This is a genomic window from Alloacidobacterium sp. (assembly GCF_035631355.1).
Lineage (GTDB): Bacteria > Acidobacteriota > Terriglobia > Terriglobales > Acidobacteriaceae > Alloacidobacterium.
In genome coordinates this window covers 1-17649 of sequence record NZ_DASQIX010000109.1, presented here as the reverse complement: position 1 = coordinate 17649, position 17649 = coordinate 1, and the positions used below count along the sequence as shown (strand labels likewise).

The window sequence follows — 17649 nt, the reverse complement described above, 5'->3', positions numbered from 1 at the left end:
CCGCAACCAGTGCTACTGCATAAAGTCCGGTGGACGTTCTGATACTGGCGCTCCGCGCTGTTTGTTAGGCCCTGGGCTTAGTTTGAAATCCAATTTTGTCGTGCCTTGGACTATATCTGATAGCGGAAGCCATGAAGTCGTGTTTTCTTTGCCATTAATCAATACTTGCTGCACATAGCGGCCGGTTCCGGTTGCGTGGATGGAGAGCGTGCGGCCATCTCCGAAATGGATGGTTGCCGAGGGAAACATGGGTGTGCCGAGGAGCATCCCGCCGATTCCTGGTATGCCGGGATAAAGGCCGAGCGCATTCCAGACATAGACACTGGAGGTCGCGCCGAGATCGTCGTTGCCGGGGATGCCGTCGGGCTTGATGCTGAAGGTCTGCTGCTCGATGCGAGTGACGACATCCTGCGTCTTCCATGGTTCTCCGGCAAAAACGTAGGCGTAAGGCGTTACGAAATCGGGCTCATTCGCCATGTTGAAGCAGGGTTCGCCCCAGCAAATGAGCTTCGAGAAAAATCTGTCCAGACGTGGCGTCGTTGCATTGTCACCGCCAATGCGCTGGATGAGTTCGGGGTAATCGAACGGAATCATGAAGGTGTACTGATAGGTATTTCCTTCTTCAAAGCCATCCTGATCTGTGGATTCAGGAGCATTGGGCCGCTTGGGCAATGATTTCTCGGCATCGAAGCCCTGGAGCCATGTGCCATTCGAGTTTTTGGGGCGAATCCAGCGGGTTTCAGGATCGAAGAGGTTCTTCCAGTTCTGCGACTGTTTCAAGAATTTATCGTAGCTGACCGTGTCACCCAGATTGCGGGCCAGTTGCGCGATGGCGAAGTCGGCATTTGCGTATTCTAGGGTGCGCGATGCGGCGATGTCGTCCTTGTCGGCGGGAGCATAGCCGAGTTTGAGGTAGTCGGCGAGAAATGGGCGCTCTTCATTGTTGTGCGGACCTTCGCCAGGCACGGAGGCGGCTTTGATCATGTACTGGAGCGCGGTTTTCGTGTCGAAGTTCCGCGCGCCAAAGGCATACGCGCTGGAGAGCAGGATGGAGGGCGAGTCGCCGCCCATCACATAGGTCACATCGTTGGCGGCGGGCCAGCGCGGCAGCCAGCCGCTCTGTTCGGCGTCATTGACGAGAGACTGCATCATGTCTCCGACTCGGGTCGGCACAAGCAGCGATTGCATCTGGATGGTGTTGCGGTAGATGTCCCAGTCAGAGAAGTTCGCATACTGTGCCTTCTGATTTGTGGATGCGAGCGAGCGGACTTTCCAGTCGAAGCCGGTGTAATCACCGTTGTCGTCGCTGAAGAGATTGGGTGCGAGCAGCATGTGGTAGACGCCGGTATAGAAAATCTTTCTCTGGTCAGGAGTGCCGCCACCTACTGAAATCTGGTTGAGCAGCTTTGTCCAGCTTTCACGCGCATTGGTGCGGACCTGGTCGAAGTTCCAGCCCGGAATTTCTTTGTTGAGGTTGGCGAGGGCGTTGGCTTCGCTGACATAGGAAATACCAATTTTGAGTTGGATCTGACCTTGGCTGCCGAAGTCGAGCCACGCGCCCGTATGCTTACCTGAGGCGTCGCGCTGTCCTTTCTGGACTGCGTCGCCGTTCCAGGTGGAGAACGCATGGAAGGGCTGCTCGAACTTTGCGGTGATGTAGAGGGTGTAGCGCGTAGGCGAGCCGCAGAATCCGCCTGAAGTAGTTGATCCGGAGACGGTGTTGTTGCCAACCACTTTGATCTGATTGCCATCGTGCTCGCGGCCTACGGGCGGGAGGTAGGAGATGTGAACATCCGAGTTGGCGCTGCCTCCTGAGTTGACAAGCAGCCGGGCTGCCTGCCCCTGCGGAAAGCGGATGCGCGCGATGCCTGCGCGGTCGGTCACGGTAAGCGCGATTTCAACTCCATTGGCCAGCGTCACAGAGTAGTAGCCGGGATGCGCTTCTTCGCGCGCATGGTCGAAGCTCTGCGCGTAGCTACCGAGAGCGGTTGCTGGTGAGGCTTTCAGCTCTTCTGTGATGGGCAGGATAGGTACATCGCCATAAAGAGGGCATCCGGCGCCGCTGAGATGCGTCATGCCGAAGCCGTAAATTTTGCTTTTATCGTAAAAGTACCAGCCGTTGTCACCGGTATCGGGACTCCACTGCACCATGCCGAAGGGAAGCGCCGCGCCGGGGAAGGTATTGCCGCCGCCAGAAGTTCCGATAAACGGATCGACGGCGTCATAAGCCGATTGGGCTTGCGGAAACGCAGTCGTTGAGGCTGTAAGTGTGAGTGATATTAAGAGCGCAATTCGCCGCAACTGCAACATGTCTTCTCCATTGGGCAGGAAATTCCTGACCAATGTAACAGAGATGGCAGGAGGTGTGGAATCGCAACCATTCCAGCAAATGCCGAGGGAATAACGCGATTATTGTTCTATCAGTTTGGAATTTGGCTGCTGCGGCTGACCCAGCTGATCCTGCGCTGGCGGAGCCTGTCCGTGTGGCGGAGCCGGCGGTTTGGGTCGGTTGGTTAACTTGAAGCCTTCGCGGATGACGTAGAAATTCTGCTGAGGCAGATCGGCTTCAAGAAGATGACCGTCGGGCGAATAAAAGAGTTCGATGGTTACAGCATTCTGGCTGCTGATCGCGGCGATTACGTATTTGACCGGCACAGACTGGCCGTTGAGATGGCCCTGCGTGTCGGGTTGCGGAGTAAATGTAACCGGGACGAGGAAGCCGTTTTCTTTAGGAATAAGCGCCCAGGAGTGCGATGGGGAGCGCATCGCGATCTTCGCAAACAACATGTAGCCGGCAGGGTCGAGATCGGTGAGCAGGGCTGTGTTCTGGTCGCGATCTACAGCGTTAGTCTGCTCTGTCCCGTTTGCAGAAATATGGAGATTAAACTGGCGGCCGGATGGATCGGATGCGGCATTGAAGCTGACCGCTTTTCCGTTCACGACTCCGCTTAGTTGGTCAGTAATGAGGTTCAGCGAGGTGTCAAGCTTCTGCGTGTTGGAGAAGGCGTAGCTGAATTTGTCTTCAACCATCTTGCCGGTTGAAGTGATGACATATTTGTTGGGCTGGCTCTCGATGGTGTAGCTGGCCGCGCCCAGTTTCTTGCCGTTCTGTTCAATACTGTAGCTGACAGTGCCTGGGGTAAGCGTGGTCTGCGCCAAAGACATGGAAGATGTAAAGGCAGCAGTGCAGAAAAAAAACTTCAATCGATTCATTTTCGGAGTGTTTCCCTCCCTGTTTGAGTTAACACGACTTTTTCAGGAAAGTGGCGAGCATGCTCCCATCGCTGAGGGAACCATTCGATGTGACCAAACGTGCGCTTCGCTTTCATAAGGTTGCTTTGCAAGGGATGCGCCCACTTTTGTAGAGTGTTGTTTGTGCCCATAAGATCATGCCCTGAGCTTGTAAAGGTGGGGTACTGTTGTTTCTAATTCACATTAGCACGCTAGAATTCGAGCGACATATGCGGCTGAAAGTGGAAGCTGCTGTTTAGGGAGATTCCATGAGAAACATTGCATTGAACGCGTCCGCGGAGTTGCCGTCCAGGTATCAAGACAAGATCGTGGGGAGGGAAATCAGCCTTCCACCGACTGAGCGTATCTACCTCAATGGTGGAAATCCGCCACTGATCAATCTACTTAGCGGCGATTATCACCGCGTTCTCGACATCGGCTGTGGCGCTGGAAACAATGCTGCCCTGGTCAAGTCCAAGACCCGAGTGCGACGTATTTGGAATTACGCACTCTCCCGCAGAAGCCGAACTTGCTCTGACATATATGAGCAAGTGTTGGGTAGGTGATATCGAATCCGAATTTCCAGGTGATTTGGAAACCGTCCTTTGATGTACTTATTTTTTCTCACGTCCTGGAACATCTTCGGTACCCGGATGCCGTCGTTGCGCACTTCTCAAGACTGTTGTGCCCGGGTGGTCAAGTGCTGATCGCCATCCCGAATGTCCTGTCCTTCAAGATGCGCCTCAGGTTTCTTCGCGGAGATTTTCAATACGAGCCGTCAGGAGTAATGGACGACACTCATCTGCACTTCTATACCTACCTCACCGCCGACAGATATCTGCTCGCGAAATCTCCAGACCTGAAACTTGCTGTTAAAGCTGTAACCGGCAATTTCCTGCTCCCACTGCTTCGCGGTCGTGTAATTCCCCATGCATTGGGTGAACGCATTGACGCGTGGGGTGCCCACCACTGGCCCAATTTGTTTGGACATCAGGTTCTTATCCGCGCTGTAAAGCAGTGAAGTCGATTCAAGCGTCCCTGCGCATATATACAAAATCGCCCCATTCCGAGAAAGACAGACTGGGGCGATTTGTTTTTTAGCCGTTCTTGTTGAAACTACTTCTGCGCTTGATCGAAGCGCTTGTTGATTTCGTCCCAGTTGACAGTGTTCCACCACGCGGCGAGATAGTCGGGACGTTTGTTCTGGTATTTCAGGTAGTAGGCGTGCTCCCAGACATCGTTGCCAAGGATGGGGTAATGGCCCTGCGAGAGAGGCGAGTCCTGGTTTGGAGTGGTGATGATCTTCAGCTTGCCGCCATCCCAGATGAGCCAGCCCCAGCCAGAGCCGAATTGTTTAGCGGTGGTTTCGTTGAACTGCTTTTTAAAAGCCTCAAAGTCGTTGAAGTCCTTACGAATCTGCTCGGCGATACGGCCGGTGGGCTCGCCGCCGCCCTTGGGCTTCATGATCGCCCAGAACATGGTGTGGTTGACATGTCCGCCGCCGTTGTTGCGCACCGCCGTGCGAACGTCTTCCGGAACACTGTTTAGATTGCGCAGCAGGTCTTCTGCGGTGTGCTTCGCGAGGTCTGGATGTTTCTCAATGGCCGCATTGAGATTGTTGACATAGGCCTGGTGGTGCTTGTCGTGGTGCAGCTTCATTGTGGTTTCGTCGATGTGGGGTTCGAGAGCGGCATAGTCATACTGTAGGGGTGGGACTTCGTGTGCCAAAGTTTTCCTCCTGGTCTTGGGGGTCGGGTCGACCGTGAATGTCGCGGGTGACAACTCACCCTTTGTTCTGCGTCCTCAATGATAAGGGATGCGCGAAGTTGATGTTTGGGTGCTGGGACTGTGCATCGACCCAAGGCACGCCTCGGCGGCATTCTTATTAGAACTGGCGGTACATGACGAAGGCGTCGACATAACCTAGTTGGGGGTGGCGGAAGGCTTTTGGTAATAGACCCACAATTTCAAAGCCAAATTTCTGCCATATGTGGACTGCTGCTTCGTTGGTGCTGATGACGATATTAAACTGCATGGCGCGGAATCCGAGCTCGCGGGCGCGCTTGAGCGAATGGACACACATAGTGCTGGCGACGCCACGGCCTGCTGCCCAGGTTGCGGTCACATATCCACAGTTGGCTACGTGGCTGCCTCCGCCCTGCTGGTTTGCGCGCAAATAGTACGTGCCGATGATCTCGCCATTCTCTTCCGCAACAAAGGTCTCGTGATGTGGCGCGTACCAGTATGCGAGCGCCTGCTCACGGGAAAGGTCTTGCGGGAGGGTATAGGTTTCGCCGGCGCGGATGATGGGTTCCAGAATCTTCCAGCATGCATCGGAGTCGGTAATTGCAGATGGCCGTATATAAATCACTCTGACAGGATAGATGTCCGGCATTGAACACATCTTCTTTGTTTTGGATACACTGCGGTTAGAGTTGTTCAGAATTTTGCTGTATCCCACCCCTTGCTCTGCAACGGGATGGGTACCCGGTTCTCACCACAGAGATTTTCTGCGCTTGGGCCGTTCACGCATAACCCGTCGCCAACTTTTGCGCACTGCCGGAGCATCCGGGATGCTGGCGCTGGGAGCCCCCGCTGTCACTGTCGCCGAAGGCTTCCAGAACCAACAGCAGCCTCCTGCAGTGAAGCCGGGCCAGGAGCCCAAAACCGAAGCGCAGGCTGCGGAGCAGTATCAGCGCGGCGCAGGCGTCTTCATCAACCGTCCGCTGACACAGGTCTCAAAGCAGGCGGACGCGCTGCTCGATGACCTTGAAGGTCGCGGATGCGATTACTTTTATAATGAAGCAAGCCCTAAGACGGGGCTGGTCCGCGATCGTGCGCCGGTCGTAGGACGTTCCCTAAGCCGTGTTGCCAGCATCGCTGCAACTGGTTTCGGTCTGACGGCGATGTGTATAGCGGCGAAGCGGAACTATATTCCCAGGCTGCAATGTGAACAGCGTGTCGAGAAGAGCCTTGCGTTTCTTCTGGAAGATTGTCCCCATGAGCACGGCTTCCTCTATCACTTCATCGATATTGAGAGTGGTCAGCGCATGTTTGGCAGCGAGCTTTCGTCGATTGATACGGCCCTGCTGCTGTGCGGCATATTGACGTGCCGGCAGTATTTTTCAGGCAACCCGCGTATCGAAGCATTGGCGACGACTTTCTATCGCCGGATTGACTGGGAATGGATGCTCAATGGCGGCAAGACTCTGGCCATGGGATGGCTGCCGGATCAGGGTTTCCTGAAGCATAGGTGGGACATTTATTCCGAACTGATGACGATGTACCTGCTGGCCATTGGATCGCCGACACATTCGATTGGGGCGGACACCTGGAACGCGCTGCAACGGCCATTGGTGCAATTCGGCGGCATCGATTACATCAGCGGCCTGGCTCCGCTGTTTATTCATCAATACGCGCATGCCTGGTGTGACTACCGCGACCAGCGCGACCTGCACACCAACTATTTTTCCAATTCGATTGCTGCGACGCGCGTGCACCAACTGTGGTGTTTGACGTTGGGCGCAAAATTTCCTTGGATCGATCAGGACCTGTGGGGAATTACTGCTTCGGATTCGCGCGAGGGCTACCGTGTGTGGGGCGGGCCGCCGGCAATGGGTCCGCTCGATGGGACCATTGTGCCCTGCGCCTGCGCCGGATCTCTGCCGTTTCTTCCGGCGGAGACCTCTCACGTGTTGCTTGACATACGGCAGAAATTCGATGACAAAGTCTGGACGCGGTATGGGTTTGTCGATGCGTTCAATCCCAAAGCGAACTGGTATGCCACAGATATCCTCGGCATCGACCAGGGAATCAGCGTTCTGATGGCCGAAAATTTGAGATCCGGGTTCGTATGGCAGCAGTTCATGAAGAACCCGGAGGTTGGTCATGCCATGCGCGAAGTCCAGTTCCACCCTGATCCAGATGCCAATTCGCAGGTTTTGTGAGTTCATATATGCCTGCCACCTTTTTCCACGATTTCTATCAAACTGGAGTAGAGTGCTTATTTCAGATTTCCAGAGGAGAATGCCCACGCTATGACAGTGCTGGCGCCGCAATATAAGTGGATCGACGGACAGGGGATGGCGTTCGGCGCGCCCGGACTTGAGCCGCGCTGGACTTCGAGCGCCAAGGATGCAGTCGGGACAGCCTATTCGGCATCGAGCCGCGCATGGTACACGGTGTCACACGGCATCCTGAACGAGGTTTACTATCCGACCATCGATCGCGCGCAGATTCGCGACATGCAACTGTTGATTACCGACGGCGAGACCTTCTTCCATGAAGAGCGACGCGATCTCGATCATGAATTTGAGTATGTCGATTCCGACGCGCTGGCGGTGAAGGTCCGCAATCGCGACCAGAATGGGCGCTATACCATCAACAAGGTCATCATCAATGATCCACACTATCCGGTGGTGCTGACGCATGTCTCGATCGAAGGCGAAGAAGAGCTGCTGGAGAGATTAAATGTCTACGTGCTGCTCTCCCCGCACATCGAAGGCGGCGGCATGGGCAACAATGCACGCATTGCCGATGTCGGTGGCGAGCAAGTGGCCGTGGCCTGGAGGAACCATACATCGCTGGCTTTGGCTGCAGACTGCGGCTTCGAGCGTGCCAGCTGTGGCTACGTTGGATCAAGCGATGGCTGGCAGGATCTTCACCACAATTTCCATATGGATTGGGAGTTCGGCTCGGCCCTTGACGGCAACATCGCCGTGCTCGGCAAGGTTAAGCAGCATCACGTTCGCAAGTTTACGATTGCGCTGGGGTTCGGCGAGGGACACCATGCGGCGCTGTCGGCGACGAAGGGTGCGTTGTCCAAGCCATTCGAGCTGCACCTGAAGCGGTTTGTCGAGCAGTGGCATCGGGCCGCCAGCCCGCGGGAATTGGCTGCAAGTTCAATGGACGGCGGCCGATTAATGCAGATTAGCCACAACATCATTCTGGCGCATGAGGACAAAACTTATGCCGGTGCGTTCATTGCGTCGGCTTCGATTCCATGGGGCTATGCGAAGGGCGATGACGATTTGGGTGGCTATCACCTGGTGTGGACGCGCGACATGGTGCAGAGCGCAACGGCCCTGCTCGCGTGTGGCCGCGTGGAGACTGCGCGTCGCGCCCTGGTCTACCTGGCATGCACTCAGCGACCGGATGGCAGTTTCGCACAGAATTTCTGGATTGATGGCACACCGTACTGGACAGGATTGCAACTCGATGAAGTTGCGTTTCCCATCATCCTGGCATGGCGGTTATGGAAAGTCGATGGGCTGGGTAATTTCGATGTCTTTCCTTTTGTCGAGCGGGCGGCGGGATTTCTGGTGCGCCATGCCCCTGTGACACAGCAAGAACGATGGGAGGAATGCCCGGGCTATTCGCCTTCGACACTGGCCGCGGTGATTTCAGGGCTGATTTGCGCCGCAGACATTGCGCGCTCGCACAGTTCGCCTGAGCTTGCGCAGTTTCTCGAGGAGCACGCTGACTGGATTGAGAGCCATCTCGAGGACTGGACGGTGACGAACAACGGCGTGCTTCATCCTGATGTGAAACGGCATTACATGCGGATTCGCCCTCCGGAGTGCGGCGAGCCGTACGCTCACGAAGAATGCGGTGTAGAAACCATCCGCATTGCAAACCGTGGACCGGACGAGAAATATGAGTTTGAGGCGCGCGAAGTCATTGATGCCGGGTTCCTGGAACTGGTGAGATATGGTGTCCGGGCGCCTGATGATCCGCTCATTATAGATTCCTTGAAGGTAGTGGACGCGGTGTTGAAGCGCGACACGCCGAAGGGCCCAAGCTGGCGGCGATACAACCATGATGGGTATGGACAGCGAAAGGATAGTGGGCCTTTTCTGACCTTCGGGCAGGGGCGGGTTTGGCCGCTGCTGACAGGCGAGCGAGCGCATTATGAACTGGCCGCAGGTCGAGATATAAAGCCTTTGATCAGTACAATTGAGAGGTTTGCCTCGGTGGGAGGAATGATCCCTGAGCAGATCTGGGATGAGCCGGACAAGAACGGACTGGTCTTTGGCGGCCCGGCAGGTGCGGCGATGCCGCTGGTATGGGCGCATGCGGAGTATCTGAGGCTGCTGCGGTCTGTGACGGATGGAAAGGTCTTCGACCGTATTCCTGTGGTCGAGGACCGATATGCGAAGGGCACGCCGAAAAGTGGTATTGAGCTGTTTAAGCTGCGGCGGAAGATAAACCGCATTCAACCTGGCAAAACGTTGCGGATCACAGCGCAGGGCCGCTTCAAGGTTGTCTGGACAATGGACGGCTGGGAAACCCGAAACATAACTGAAAGTTCGACCGTAGGTTATGCGGGTTCTTTTGCGGATATATCTACCAGTCCGGAGCAGACCGGCGCGGTTTCATTTAATCTTTACTGGATAGAGGAAAACCGGTGGGAAGGCCAGAATTTCGATATACAGATCGAACGAACTTCCTGATTCCTATCTACTCCGGAAAGCATCTTTAACTTTGTGTAATGAACGTTGAGTAGTGTTCTCGCGGACAGATTTTAGATAGTTTCAGCGACGGACGACTTCTTTCCCGGTGCGTGCAGGCTTTCGAAATCGCACCTCAATACGGGGCCGAAAATCTTTTGGAGCGTGAACAGGTTATGAGCGATATCGACCAGCTTTCCATCAATGCACTTCGTTTTCTTGCAGTAGATGCCGTGGACAAGGCCAAGAGCGGCCATCCGGGCGCGCCTCTGGGTGACGCTCCGATTGCCTATCTGCTCTTTCACAAGTACATGCGGCACAATCCGGCAAACTCGCACTGGTCAAACCGCGACCGTTTCGTGCTCTCGAATGGGCATGCTTCAGCGCTGCTGTATGGCGTGCTGCATCTTTCCGGATACAAGGTGAGTATCGCCGACCTCGAGCAGTTCCGGCAGTGGGAGTCAATAACGCCAGGGCATCCGGAGCGCGGCGATACGGATGGCGTGGAAGTGACCACTGGTCCGCTGGGCCAGGGCCTTGCCATGGCGGTCGGTCTTGCAATCGCGGAGAAGCATCTTGCCGCTGTTTACAATCAGCCCGGCTTTGACATTGTTGATCACTACACCTACGGCATGTGCGGCGATGGTGACCTGATGGAAGGCATCTCGCATGAAGCGGCATCGCTCGCCGGGACATTGGGCCTGGGCAAACTGATCTTCTTCTATGATGACAATCTGATTTCGCTCGACGGGCCGACAGAATTGTCGTTCACTGAGGACGTTGAGAAGCGTTTTGAAGCTTATCACTGGCATGTGCAGAAAGTGGCCGATGGCAACGATCTCGATGCCATCTCAAAGGCGCTGGAAGCCGCTAAAGCGGTGAAGGACAAGCCATCGATCATTGCCGTGCGCACGGTGATTGGTTACGGAAGCCCTATCGCTGGTACGAATAAAGTCCACGGTGAAGCCTTGAAGCCGGAAGAGGCCATCGAGACGAAAAAAAATCTTGGCTGGCCTACGGACAAGTTTTTCTATGTGCCGGAAGAGGCGCAGAAGAACTGGGACACCATCAAGGACCGAGGCGCGAAGTCTGAGACAGACTGGAATGCGCTCTTTGCCGAGTACAGGAAGAAATACCCTGAACAGGCAGCAGAGTATGAACGCACGCAGGCAGGCAAACTGAAGAATGGATGGGAGAAATCGCTGCCCACTTTCCCGACAGAAAGGCCGGTGGCGACGCGCAATGCCGGAAATGCGATTATGAACGCCTTCGCGAAGGACGTGCCGGAGCTGATCGGCGGTGCGGCGGACCTGACTGCATCGACCAAGACAATTCTGAAAGAGGGCGGCAATTTTCATGTCGATCCCAAGGGCAGGAACATCTGGTTCGGCGTGCGCGAGTTCGGAATGTGCGCGGCTGTGAACGGCATGGCAGCGCACGGCGGACTCATCCCCTATGGTTCGACCTTCTTCACCTTCAGCGACTACTGCAAATCCGCGATCCGCATGGCTGCGATTATGCAAACGCAGTCACTCTTCATCTTTACGCATGATTCAATCGCACTCGGTGAAGACGGTCCAACGCACCAGCCCATCGAGCACCTGATGATGCTGCGCGCGGTGCCGAAGTTGACGGATTTCCGGCCCGCGGATGCCAACGAAACGTCAGCAGCGTGGCGGCTTGCGCTTGAGCGTAAGAGCCCTGCATTCATGGCATTGTCGCGGCAGGACCTTCCGGTTCTCGATGCGGCGAAGCACGATATTTACCAAGGCGTAAAGCACGGCGCATACATTGTGGGGCAGGGAAGCGATTCGCCTGATGTGCTGATTGTTGCGACCGGAGCGGAACTGTGGCCATCGTTGGATGCGGCGTCTGCCCTAAAGAAAGATGGCATTACAGTCCGCGTTGTCTCGATGCCTAGCTGGAAGATTTTCGAGGAGCAGAGCGCCGATTACAAGGCATCCATCTTCCCCGATCATCTACCGAAGCTGGCAGTTGAGGCGGGAAGCCCCATCGGCTGGTGGAAGTACGTCGGCCGTCACGGCGATGTAATCGGACTGGAGCGTTTTGGGGCATCGGCCCCCGGCAAGATTGCGCTGGAGAAGCTGGGCTTCAGCTCTGCCAATATCGCAAGTCGCGCAAAGGCGTTGGTGGAAAGCGCCGCGCTGGCGAGGAAGTAGTCATGAAGCTGGTGATTGCTGCGGACCACGCGGGATTTCCCTTGAAGGAGGAAGTCCGCGGATACCTGGAGCGGCTGGGGCATGAGGTCATCGACCTGGGCGCTTACAACACGGAGCCTTCTGACTATCCGGATTTCGCGGAAGCCGTAGGCAAGGCGCTGGCTGCTGGAAGAGCAGAGCGCGGCATCCTGATCTGCGGCAGCGGCGTTGGAGTTTGCGTGGCTGCGAATAAGATGCCGGGGATTCGCGCCAGCATGTGCCATGACACTTATTCGGCCCACCAGGGCGTGGAGCACGACGACATGAATGTGCTGGTGATGGGCGCGCGCATTGTCGGCACTGCTCTTGCCTTCGATCTGGTATCGTCGTACCTCAATGCCCACTTCCAGAAGCAGGAAGAGCGTTTTGTGCGGCGTCTGAATAAAGTGAAGGCCATCGAAACGCGCAACATGCCGGAAGCGGCAAAGTTGGAAAACCAGACCGTCAGATAAACGAAACACTGCAAACACCAGATCAGCGCAGGAGCGGCAATGGCAACCATCACTACCATTTTGTGGGACGTTGGCGGGGTCTTGCTGACGAATGGCTGGGACCATCAGGGGCGCGCTGCCGTGCTCGCGCAATTCGGACTCGGCCGCGACGCCTTTGAGCAACGGCATGAACAACCCAATGACGCCTGGGAAAAAGGGTTGATCACAGTCGAGGAGTATCTCAATAAGACGGTCTTCTACCAGCCGCGCAGCTTTACCCCTGCCGACTTTTTTGCTGCTATGAAGGCGCAATCGCAAGTCTTGAAAGACAGCGCGCTCGGGATCCTCAGCAGCCTTGCCACATCTCAATCTCTAACTCTTGGCATGTTGAACAACGAGGCGCGCGAGCTGAATGACTATCGCATCGGGCAATTCCGATTGCGCGAGTATTTCAACGTGTTTTTAAGCTCTTGTTATGTCGCGTTGCGCAAGCCGGGCTCGCAGATATTCCGGCTGGCGCTGAATGTCCTGCAAGCGGACGCTGCATCTGTCGTATTTGTGGACGACCGGCCCGAAAACGTCGAAGGCGCGAACTCGGTTGGAATCCATGGAATTCGCTATCAGGGCTCTGAGCATTTGAAGGCTGAATTTGAGCGGTTGGGTATTTCACTGGGAGCTGAGGCGGTTCCACAGTAAGCATCGAGGCTTGGGAGTGGTGCAATAGCATCGAAAAACGGCATGTCGCAGGCGTATGCTGAAGAGTTTTCGTTCGGCAGCCATGCAATCGAGAAAGACTAGCGGGAGGCATATATGGCAACCACTGAAGTAAGGATTGCTCCAGAAGTCATAGGCACGGCCGCGCCGCGCAGTGAGCGCCTGCCCGATCCAGGAATTGTCGTGATCTTCGGCGCGTCCGGCGATCTGACCAAACGCAAGCTGCTGCCGGCTCTCTTTCATCTCGAGCAGCAGGGGTTGCTGCCGGCGGAATTCGCCATTGTCGGCGTGGCGCGCCGCAACCTGAAGAGCGAATTTGCCGCTGACATGAAAGACGGCATTCTGAAATTCGGCGGTGTGAAGGAAAACGATCAGCGTCTCGACAGCTTCATCGACAAAGTGGACTACCATGCGATGAACTTTGACGATGACGCCGGATACACCGACTTGAAAGCGCTGCTTGATCAGATTGATCGGGAGCGTGGTACGGAAGGCAACCGGCTCTTCTATCTTGCCGTTGCGCCTGAGTATTTTTCTGACATCATCAACCGGCTCGGCGTGCACGGTATGGCACACCCGGAAAAAGGTCATGCCCGAGTGATTATCGAGAAGCCCTTCGGACACGATCTCAAATCGGCGCGCGAATTGAATGACGAAGTCAACAAGGTTTTCAACGAGGAACAGATTTTCCGCATCGATCACTATCTCGGCAAGGAGACGGTGCAGAACATCCTCGTCTTCCGCTTCGCCAATGGTATTTTTGAGCCGATCTGGAACCGCAACTTTATCGACCATGTTCAAATTACTGCGGCGGAAAGTATCGGCATTGAAGGCCGCGGGCCGTTCTATGAAAAGGCCGGAGCGCTGCGCGACGTGGTGCAGAATCATGTCATGGAACTGCTCTCCTTCGTCGCGATGGAGCCGCCGGTTTCATTCGAAGCCAGTGCCGTGCGAGGCGAAAAGGTGAAGGTATGGCGCGCGATCAAGCCAATCGCCATTGAAAACACTGTGCGCGGCCAGTATGCGCTGGGCATGGCGGATGGACAGCAGGTACAGGGCTATCGCGAGGAAGACCGCGTCGATCCCAATTCAGCCACGGAGACTTTTGCGTCGCTGAAGCTCGAGATGGAGAACTGGCGCTGGGCCGGCGTCCCTTTTTATCTGCGTGCGGGCAAGCGGATGGCCAAGCGCGTGACTGAGATCACGATCCAGTTTAAGCAACCGCCATTGTTACTTTTTGACCGGCCGGGAACAGGCGGATGCAGTGAAATTCAGCCAAACCTGATGGTCATTCGTATCCAGCCGGATGAAGGCATTTCGCTGCGCTTCGGCGCCAAGGTGCCTGGGCCCGAAACAAATGTCTGTCCGGTGGTGATGGACTTCCAATATGCAACCGCATTTGGCGTAAATTCCGCCAATGGTTATGAGCGTCTGCTGCTGGACGCGATGCTCGGCGACCAGACCCTGTTCGCGCATCGCGATGGCGTAGAAGCAACGTGGTCTCTCTACACTCCAGTTCTTGAAGCATGGGCGAAAACAAAGCCGAGAGACTTCCCCAACTACACCAGCGGAACATGGGGGCCGAAAGCCGCCGATGGACTCATCGGACGCGATGGCCGGCGTTGGCACAATGGCTGATCATAAGAGGATGTGACGCATGGCGAGGAAGATAGCAGTCGAATATCGCGTGTACGACGGGCCTGACGCATTGGCGCACGCAGCGGCGGAGCATTTTCTGGACTTGGCGCAAAGGGCCGTCGCCTCGCGAGGTAAAGTACGCATAGCCGTCTCCGGCGGCAGCACGCCAAAGCGCACCTTTGAACTCTTGGCGAATCCACAACAGAAATTTCTGCAAGCAATGCCCTGGTCAAACCTCGAATTGTACTGGGTCGATGAGCGTACCGTGCCCCCTGCGGACAAAGACAGCAACTATGGTATGACGCGCGAAGCCATGCTGGACAAAGTCCCAATCAAGCCGGAGCAGGTCTTTCGCATCGAAGGCGAGTTGCCACCAGAAGAAGCTGCTGCGCGATATGAGTCCACGATTCGCAATCAGTTCCGCCTCGAAGGCGCGGAGGTCCCGCGCTTTGATGTTCTGCAACTGGGTATGGGCGACGATGGGCATACCGCGTCGATATTTCCCCACACTGACGCGATCCACGAGCTAGGACCTCTCGTCTATGCAAATCATGTTCCGCAGAAAGATACCTGGCGCATCACCCTTACCTGGCCTGTGATCATCGAGGCAAGTGATGTCTTCTTTCTGATTGGCGGCAAGGACAAGGCAAACCCGTTGCATCGCGTCCTTCAAGGCCCATATGATCCGGAGACGCTGCCATCACAGCTGATTCAGCCAAAAAATGGTAAGCTGCTTTTTCTGCTGGACAAAGATGCAGCGGCCCTGTTGCCCCCGGCTGATGCAAATGTAGGAAGACTGGAGATTGCACGATGATTCTCGCCGGGGATGTGGGCGGCACGAAAGTCCACTTGGCGCTTTACGGGTTCGAAAATGGCGAGTTGTCGCATGTTCGCGACGAGAAGTTTCCGGCGCAGGAATACACAGGACTCGAAATAGTCACAAAGAAGTTTCTCGCTGCGAGCGGCAACCCTGAAGTGACCGCTGCCTGCTTCGGCGTGCCCGGCCCAGTCCGCCATGGTCGCCTCAAGCTGACGAACCTGCCCTGGATACTGGACTGTGCGGAGTTGACGGCAGGGCTGGATATTCAGCACCTCTTTCTTATCAATGATCTTGAAGCCAATGGATACGGCATCGCCGAACTGCACTCGGACCAGATTCATGTCTTAAGCGATGGCGATGCGAGTGCGGTCGGTAATCGCGGTTTGGTTTCCGCAGGCACCGGATTGGGCGAAGCCATTCTCGTCTGGAATGGAAAAATGCATGTGCCCATGGCCTCTGAGGGCGGCCACTGCGACTTTGCGCCGCGCAACGAGATTGAAATTGATTTGCTGCGCTACCTGCAACGTGAATTGAAAGGCCGCGTAAGCTTCGAGCGTGTTGTCTCAGGCATCGGACTGAAGAACATCTATTCTTTCCTCCGTGATGAAAAGAGGATGGAAGAGCCGGCCTGGCTCAGGGAACGAATGCAGTCCGAAGATCCGAATGCCGTGATCGGCGAAGTGGGCGAAGAAGGATCGAACGAGCTCTGCGCGAAGACGCTGGAACTATTTGCTTCTGCCTACGGTGCGGAAGCAGGAAATCTGGCATTAAAGGTCTTGTCAGTCGGTGGTTTGTACCTCGGTGGCGGCATCGCGCCGAAAATTTTGAAGACGATGAAGGACGGAACGTTCATGAAGGCGTTTACTGACAAGGGACGTCTAAGCGACCTGCTTGTGCATACGCCGGTGCGTATCATACTTGAGAGTCGCGCAGCTTTGATGGGGGCTGCCGCATATGCGGAAGCGCGCGCGGCGGAGATCAGCGGGCAATCGGTGCGCGCTGCTTCAGTACAGTTTTCCTGAACCGCCGCGGATTTCCGCGCGTCTTTTATATATGAGGATATGAAGCCAATGCGATCTTTCCTGAAGCCATTGCTTCTGGCTGTAGCCTTCTCCGCGATTGTGTTTACGCCAAGGCTTGCCCATGCCCACGCAGTCCTACTGGCATCAACGCCGGCCGCACACGCCACCGTCAAGGGACCTGCAATTGCGATCCACCTTAAATTTAATTCTCGCATAGATGGCGCACATTCTCGTTTATATTTGGTGGATGAGAGCGGAAAAGTGCACACGCTGACGCTTGTCCCGCAGGACGCGCCCGACACGCTTGCCGCTGAAAGCGTAAAAGTAGGTGTTGGCGACTACACAATTCGTTGGCAGGCATTGGCCAGCGATGGACATATCACGCGTGGTGAAATTCCATTTGTGGTTCAATAGTCTGCATTGATCTGGCTTCTTAAAGATTTCGATCTGCTTTCAGTCTTGCTGCGTGCGGCGACTCTCGCGCTGGAAGCTCTGACGCTTGGTGGCGTCGCATTTCTATTGCTTGCGGCCCTGCCAGCGCGCACCGCTCCCGAGACGGAGCGCCGATTGCGCACCGTAACTGCTTGGGCCGCATTGGCGCTTGCTATCGCGCAGGTTCTTTCCCTCTCTACCAGTTCCGCCATTCTCATCGGGGGCTCAGGGTTCAGTTTCCGCGATGTCGCCACAGCCGATTTCTTCTTTCTGGGGGCTCTGCTTGTAGTAGGGGCGCTGGCAGTCTTTTTTCTAATGCGCGCTTTATCGCGAAGAGCGTTGTTTGCCTGCATACCCTTCGCACTGTTCATTTTGCTGGCTTCTGTAGGCATGAGCCATGCAGCAGCGCGCCTCGATCATCGCTGGACACTGCTTGCACTTACTTCACTGCATCACATTGGCACCGCGGCATGGATCGGCGCCATGCCATTTTTGCTGATTGCATTACGACGGGAGAAAGACCAGGTGACAGCCGCGCGCTATGCGCGGCGTTTCTCGGCAATGGCTATTGCATCCGTTTCTCTGCTGGTGCTTGGCGGCGTCGGCATGGCCTTCTTTTATATCGGCTCGTGGCAGGGCGTGTACGGAACAACGTACGGCTTTATGATGCTGGCCAAGATTTACCTGCTGCTG

The 17649-nt window shown here is 55.7% G+C and carries 15 protein-coding genes and 1 pseudogene; 11 read left to right on the top strand and 5 right to left on the bottom strand.

Features of this window, described 5'->3' with window-relative positions:
- Positions 1–12: 12 nt before the first annotated feature.
- Complete coding sequence (locus VEV40_RS19390) at positions 13–2310, bottom strand: GH92 family glycosyl hydrolase (RefSeq protein ID WP_324834720.1); 2298 nt, start codon at positions 2308–2310, stop codon at positions 13–15.
- A 99-nt stretch (positions 2311–2409) separates the two neighbouring features.
- The gene (locus tag VEV40_RS19385; RefSeq protein ID WP_324834719.1) at positions 2410–3213 is read right to left on the bottom strand and encodes a hypothetical protein; all 804 of its coding nucleotides are present in this window, start codon (positions 3211–3213) and stop codon (positions 2410–2412) included.
- Between the two features lie 580 nt (positions 3214–3793).
- On the opposite strand from VEV40_RS19385, the pseudogene VEV40_RS20775 reads away from it, so the two are divergent.
- Positions 3794–3988, top strand: a pseudogene (locus VEV40_RS20775) (class I SAM-dependent methyltransferase); the annotation flags it as partial.
- Positions 3989–4009: 21 nt separating this feature from the next.
- Here VEV40_RS20775 and VEV40_RS19380 read toward each other — a convergent pair.
- The 3 genes from VEV40_RS19380 to VEV40_RS19370 all read right to left on the bottom strand — a co-directional run bounded on the left by VEV40_RS19380 (position 4010) and on the right by VEV40_RS19370 (position 5626).
- Complete coding sequence (locus tag VEV40_RS19380; RefSeq protein WP_324834718.1) at positions 4010–4222, bottom strand: hypothetical protein; 213 nt, start codon at positions 4220–4222, stop codon at positions 4010–4012.
- A 125-nt stretch (positions 4223–4347) separates the two neighbouring features.
- Complete coding sequence (locus VEV40_RS19375) at positions 4348–4959, bottom strand: superoxide dismutase (protein WP_324834717.1); 612 nt, start codon at positions 4957–4959, stop codon at positions 4348–4350.
- Positions 4960–5116: 157 nt separating this feature from the next.
- Positions 5117–5626 carry a GNAT family N-acetyltransferase gene (locus VEV40_RS19370; RefSeq protein WP_324834716.1) on the bottom strand — a complete coding sequence of 170 codons (510 nt, stop codon included), beginning with the start codon at positions 5624–5626 and terminating at the stop codon, positions 5117–5119.
- 178 nt (positions 5627–5804) lie between these two features.
- Between VEV40_RS19370 and VEV40_RS19365 the strand changes: the two genes are divergently transcribed.
- The 10 genes from VEV40_RS19365 to VEV40_RS19320 all read left to right on the top strand — a co-directional run.
- On the top strand, positions 5805–7178 hold the full coding sequence (locus VEV40_RS19365) for a glucoamylase family protein (RefSeq protein WP_324834715.1): 1374 nt from the start codon (positions 5805–5807) through the stop codon (positions 7176–7178).
- A 90-nt stretch (positions 7179–7268) separates the two neighbouring features.
- Positions 7269–9683, top strand: coding sequence for a glycoside hydrolase family 15 protein (locus tag VEV40_RS19360; RefSeq protein WP_324834714.1), 2415 nt, complete (start codon positions 7269–7271; stop codon positions 9681–9683).
- A 173-nt stretch (positions 9684–9856) separates the two neighbouring features.
- Positions 9857–11860: a transketolase gene (gene tkt / locus VEV40_RS19355; protein ID WP_324834713.1), complete on the top strand. Its 2004-nt coding sequence runs from the start codon at positions 9857–9859 to the stop codon at positions 11858–11860.
- A gap of 2 nt (positions 11861–11862) precedes the next feature.
- Positions 11863–12351 carry a ribose 5-phosphate isomerase B gene (rpiB, locus tag VEV40_RS19350; RefSeq protein ID WP_324834712.1) on the top strand — a complete coding sequence of 163 codons (489 nt, stop codon included), beginning with the start codon at positions 11863–11865 and terminating at the stop codon, positions 12349–12351.
- 39 nt (positions 12352–12390) lie between these two features.
- Positions 12391–13026: an HAD family phosphatase gene (locus tag VEV40_RS19345; RefSeq protein ID WP_324834711.1), complete on the top strand. Its 636-nt coding sequence runs from the start codon at positions 12391–12393 to the stop codon at positions 13024–13026.
- Between the two features lie 114 nt (positions 13027–13140).
- Positions 13141–14682 (top strand): glucose-6-phosphate dehydrogenase, encoded by a 1542-nt coding sequence (zwf, locus tag VEV40_RS19340; RefSeq protein WP_324834710.1) that lies wholly within the window; start codon positions 13141–13143, stop codon positions 14680–14682.
- 19 nt (positions 14683–14701) lie between these two features.
- Positions 14702–15496, top strand: coding sequence for a 6-phosphogluconolactonase (pgl, locus tag VEV40_RS19335; protein WP_324834708.1), 795 nt, complete (start codon positions 14702–14704; stop codon positions 15494–15496).
- On the top strand, positions 15493–16524 hold the full coding sequence (glk, locus tag VEV40_RS19330) for a glucokinase (RefSeq protein ID WP_324834707.1): 1032 nt from the start codon (positions 15493–15495) through the stop codon (positions 16522–16524). The genes pgl and glk overlap by 4 nt, the downstream gene beginning before the upstream one ends.
- 48 nt (positions 16525–16572) lie before the next feature.
- Complete coding sequence (locus VEV40_RS19325; RefSeq protein WP_324834706.1) at positions 16573–16938, top strand: copper resistance CopC family protein; 366 nt, start codon at positions 16573–16575, stop codon at positions 16936–16938.
- A gap of 6 nt (positions 16939–16944) precedes the next feature.
- The coding region (locus tag VEV40_RS19320) for a CopD family protein (RefSeq protein WP_324834704.1) at positions 16945–17649 on the top strand (705 nt) is incomplete at its 3' end.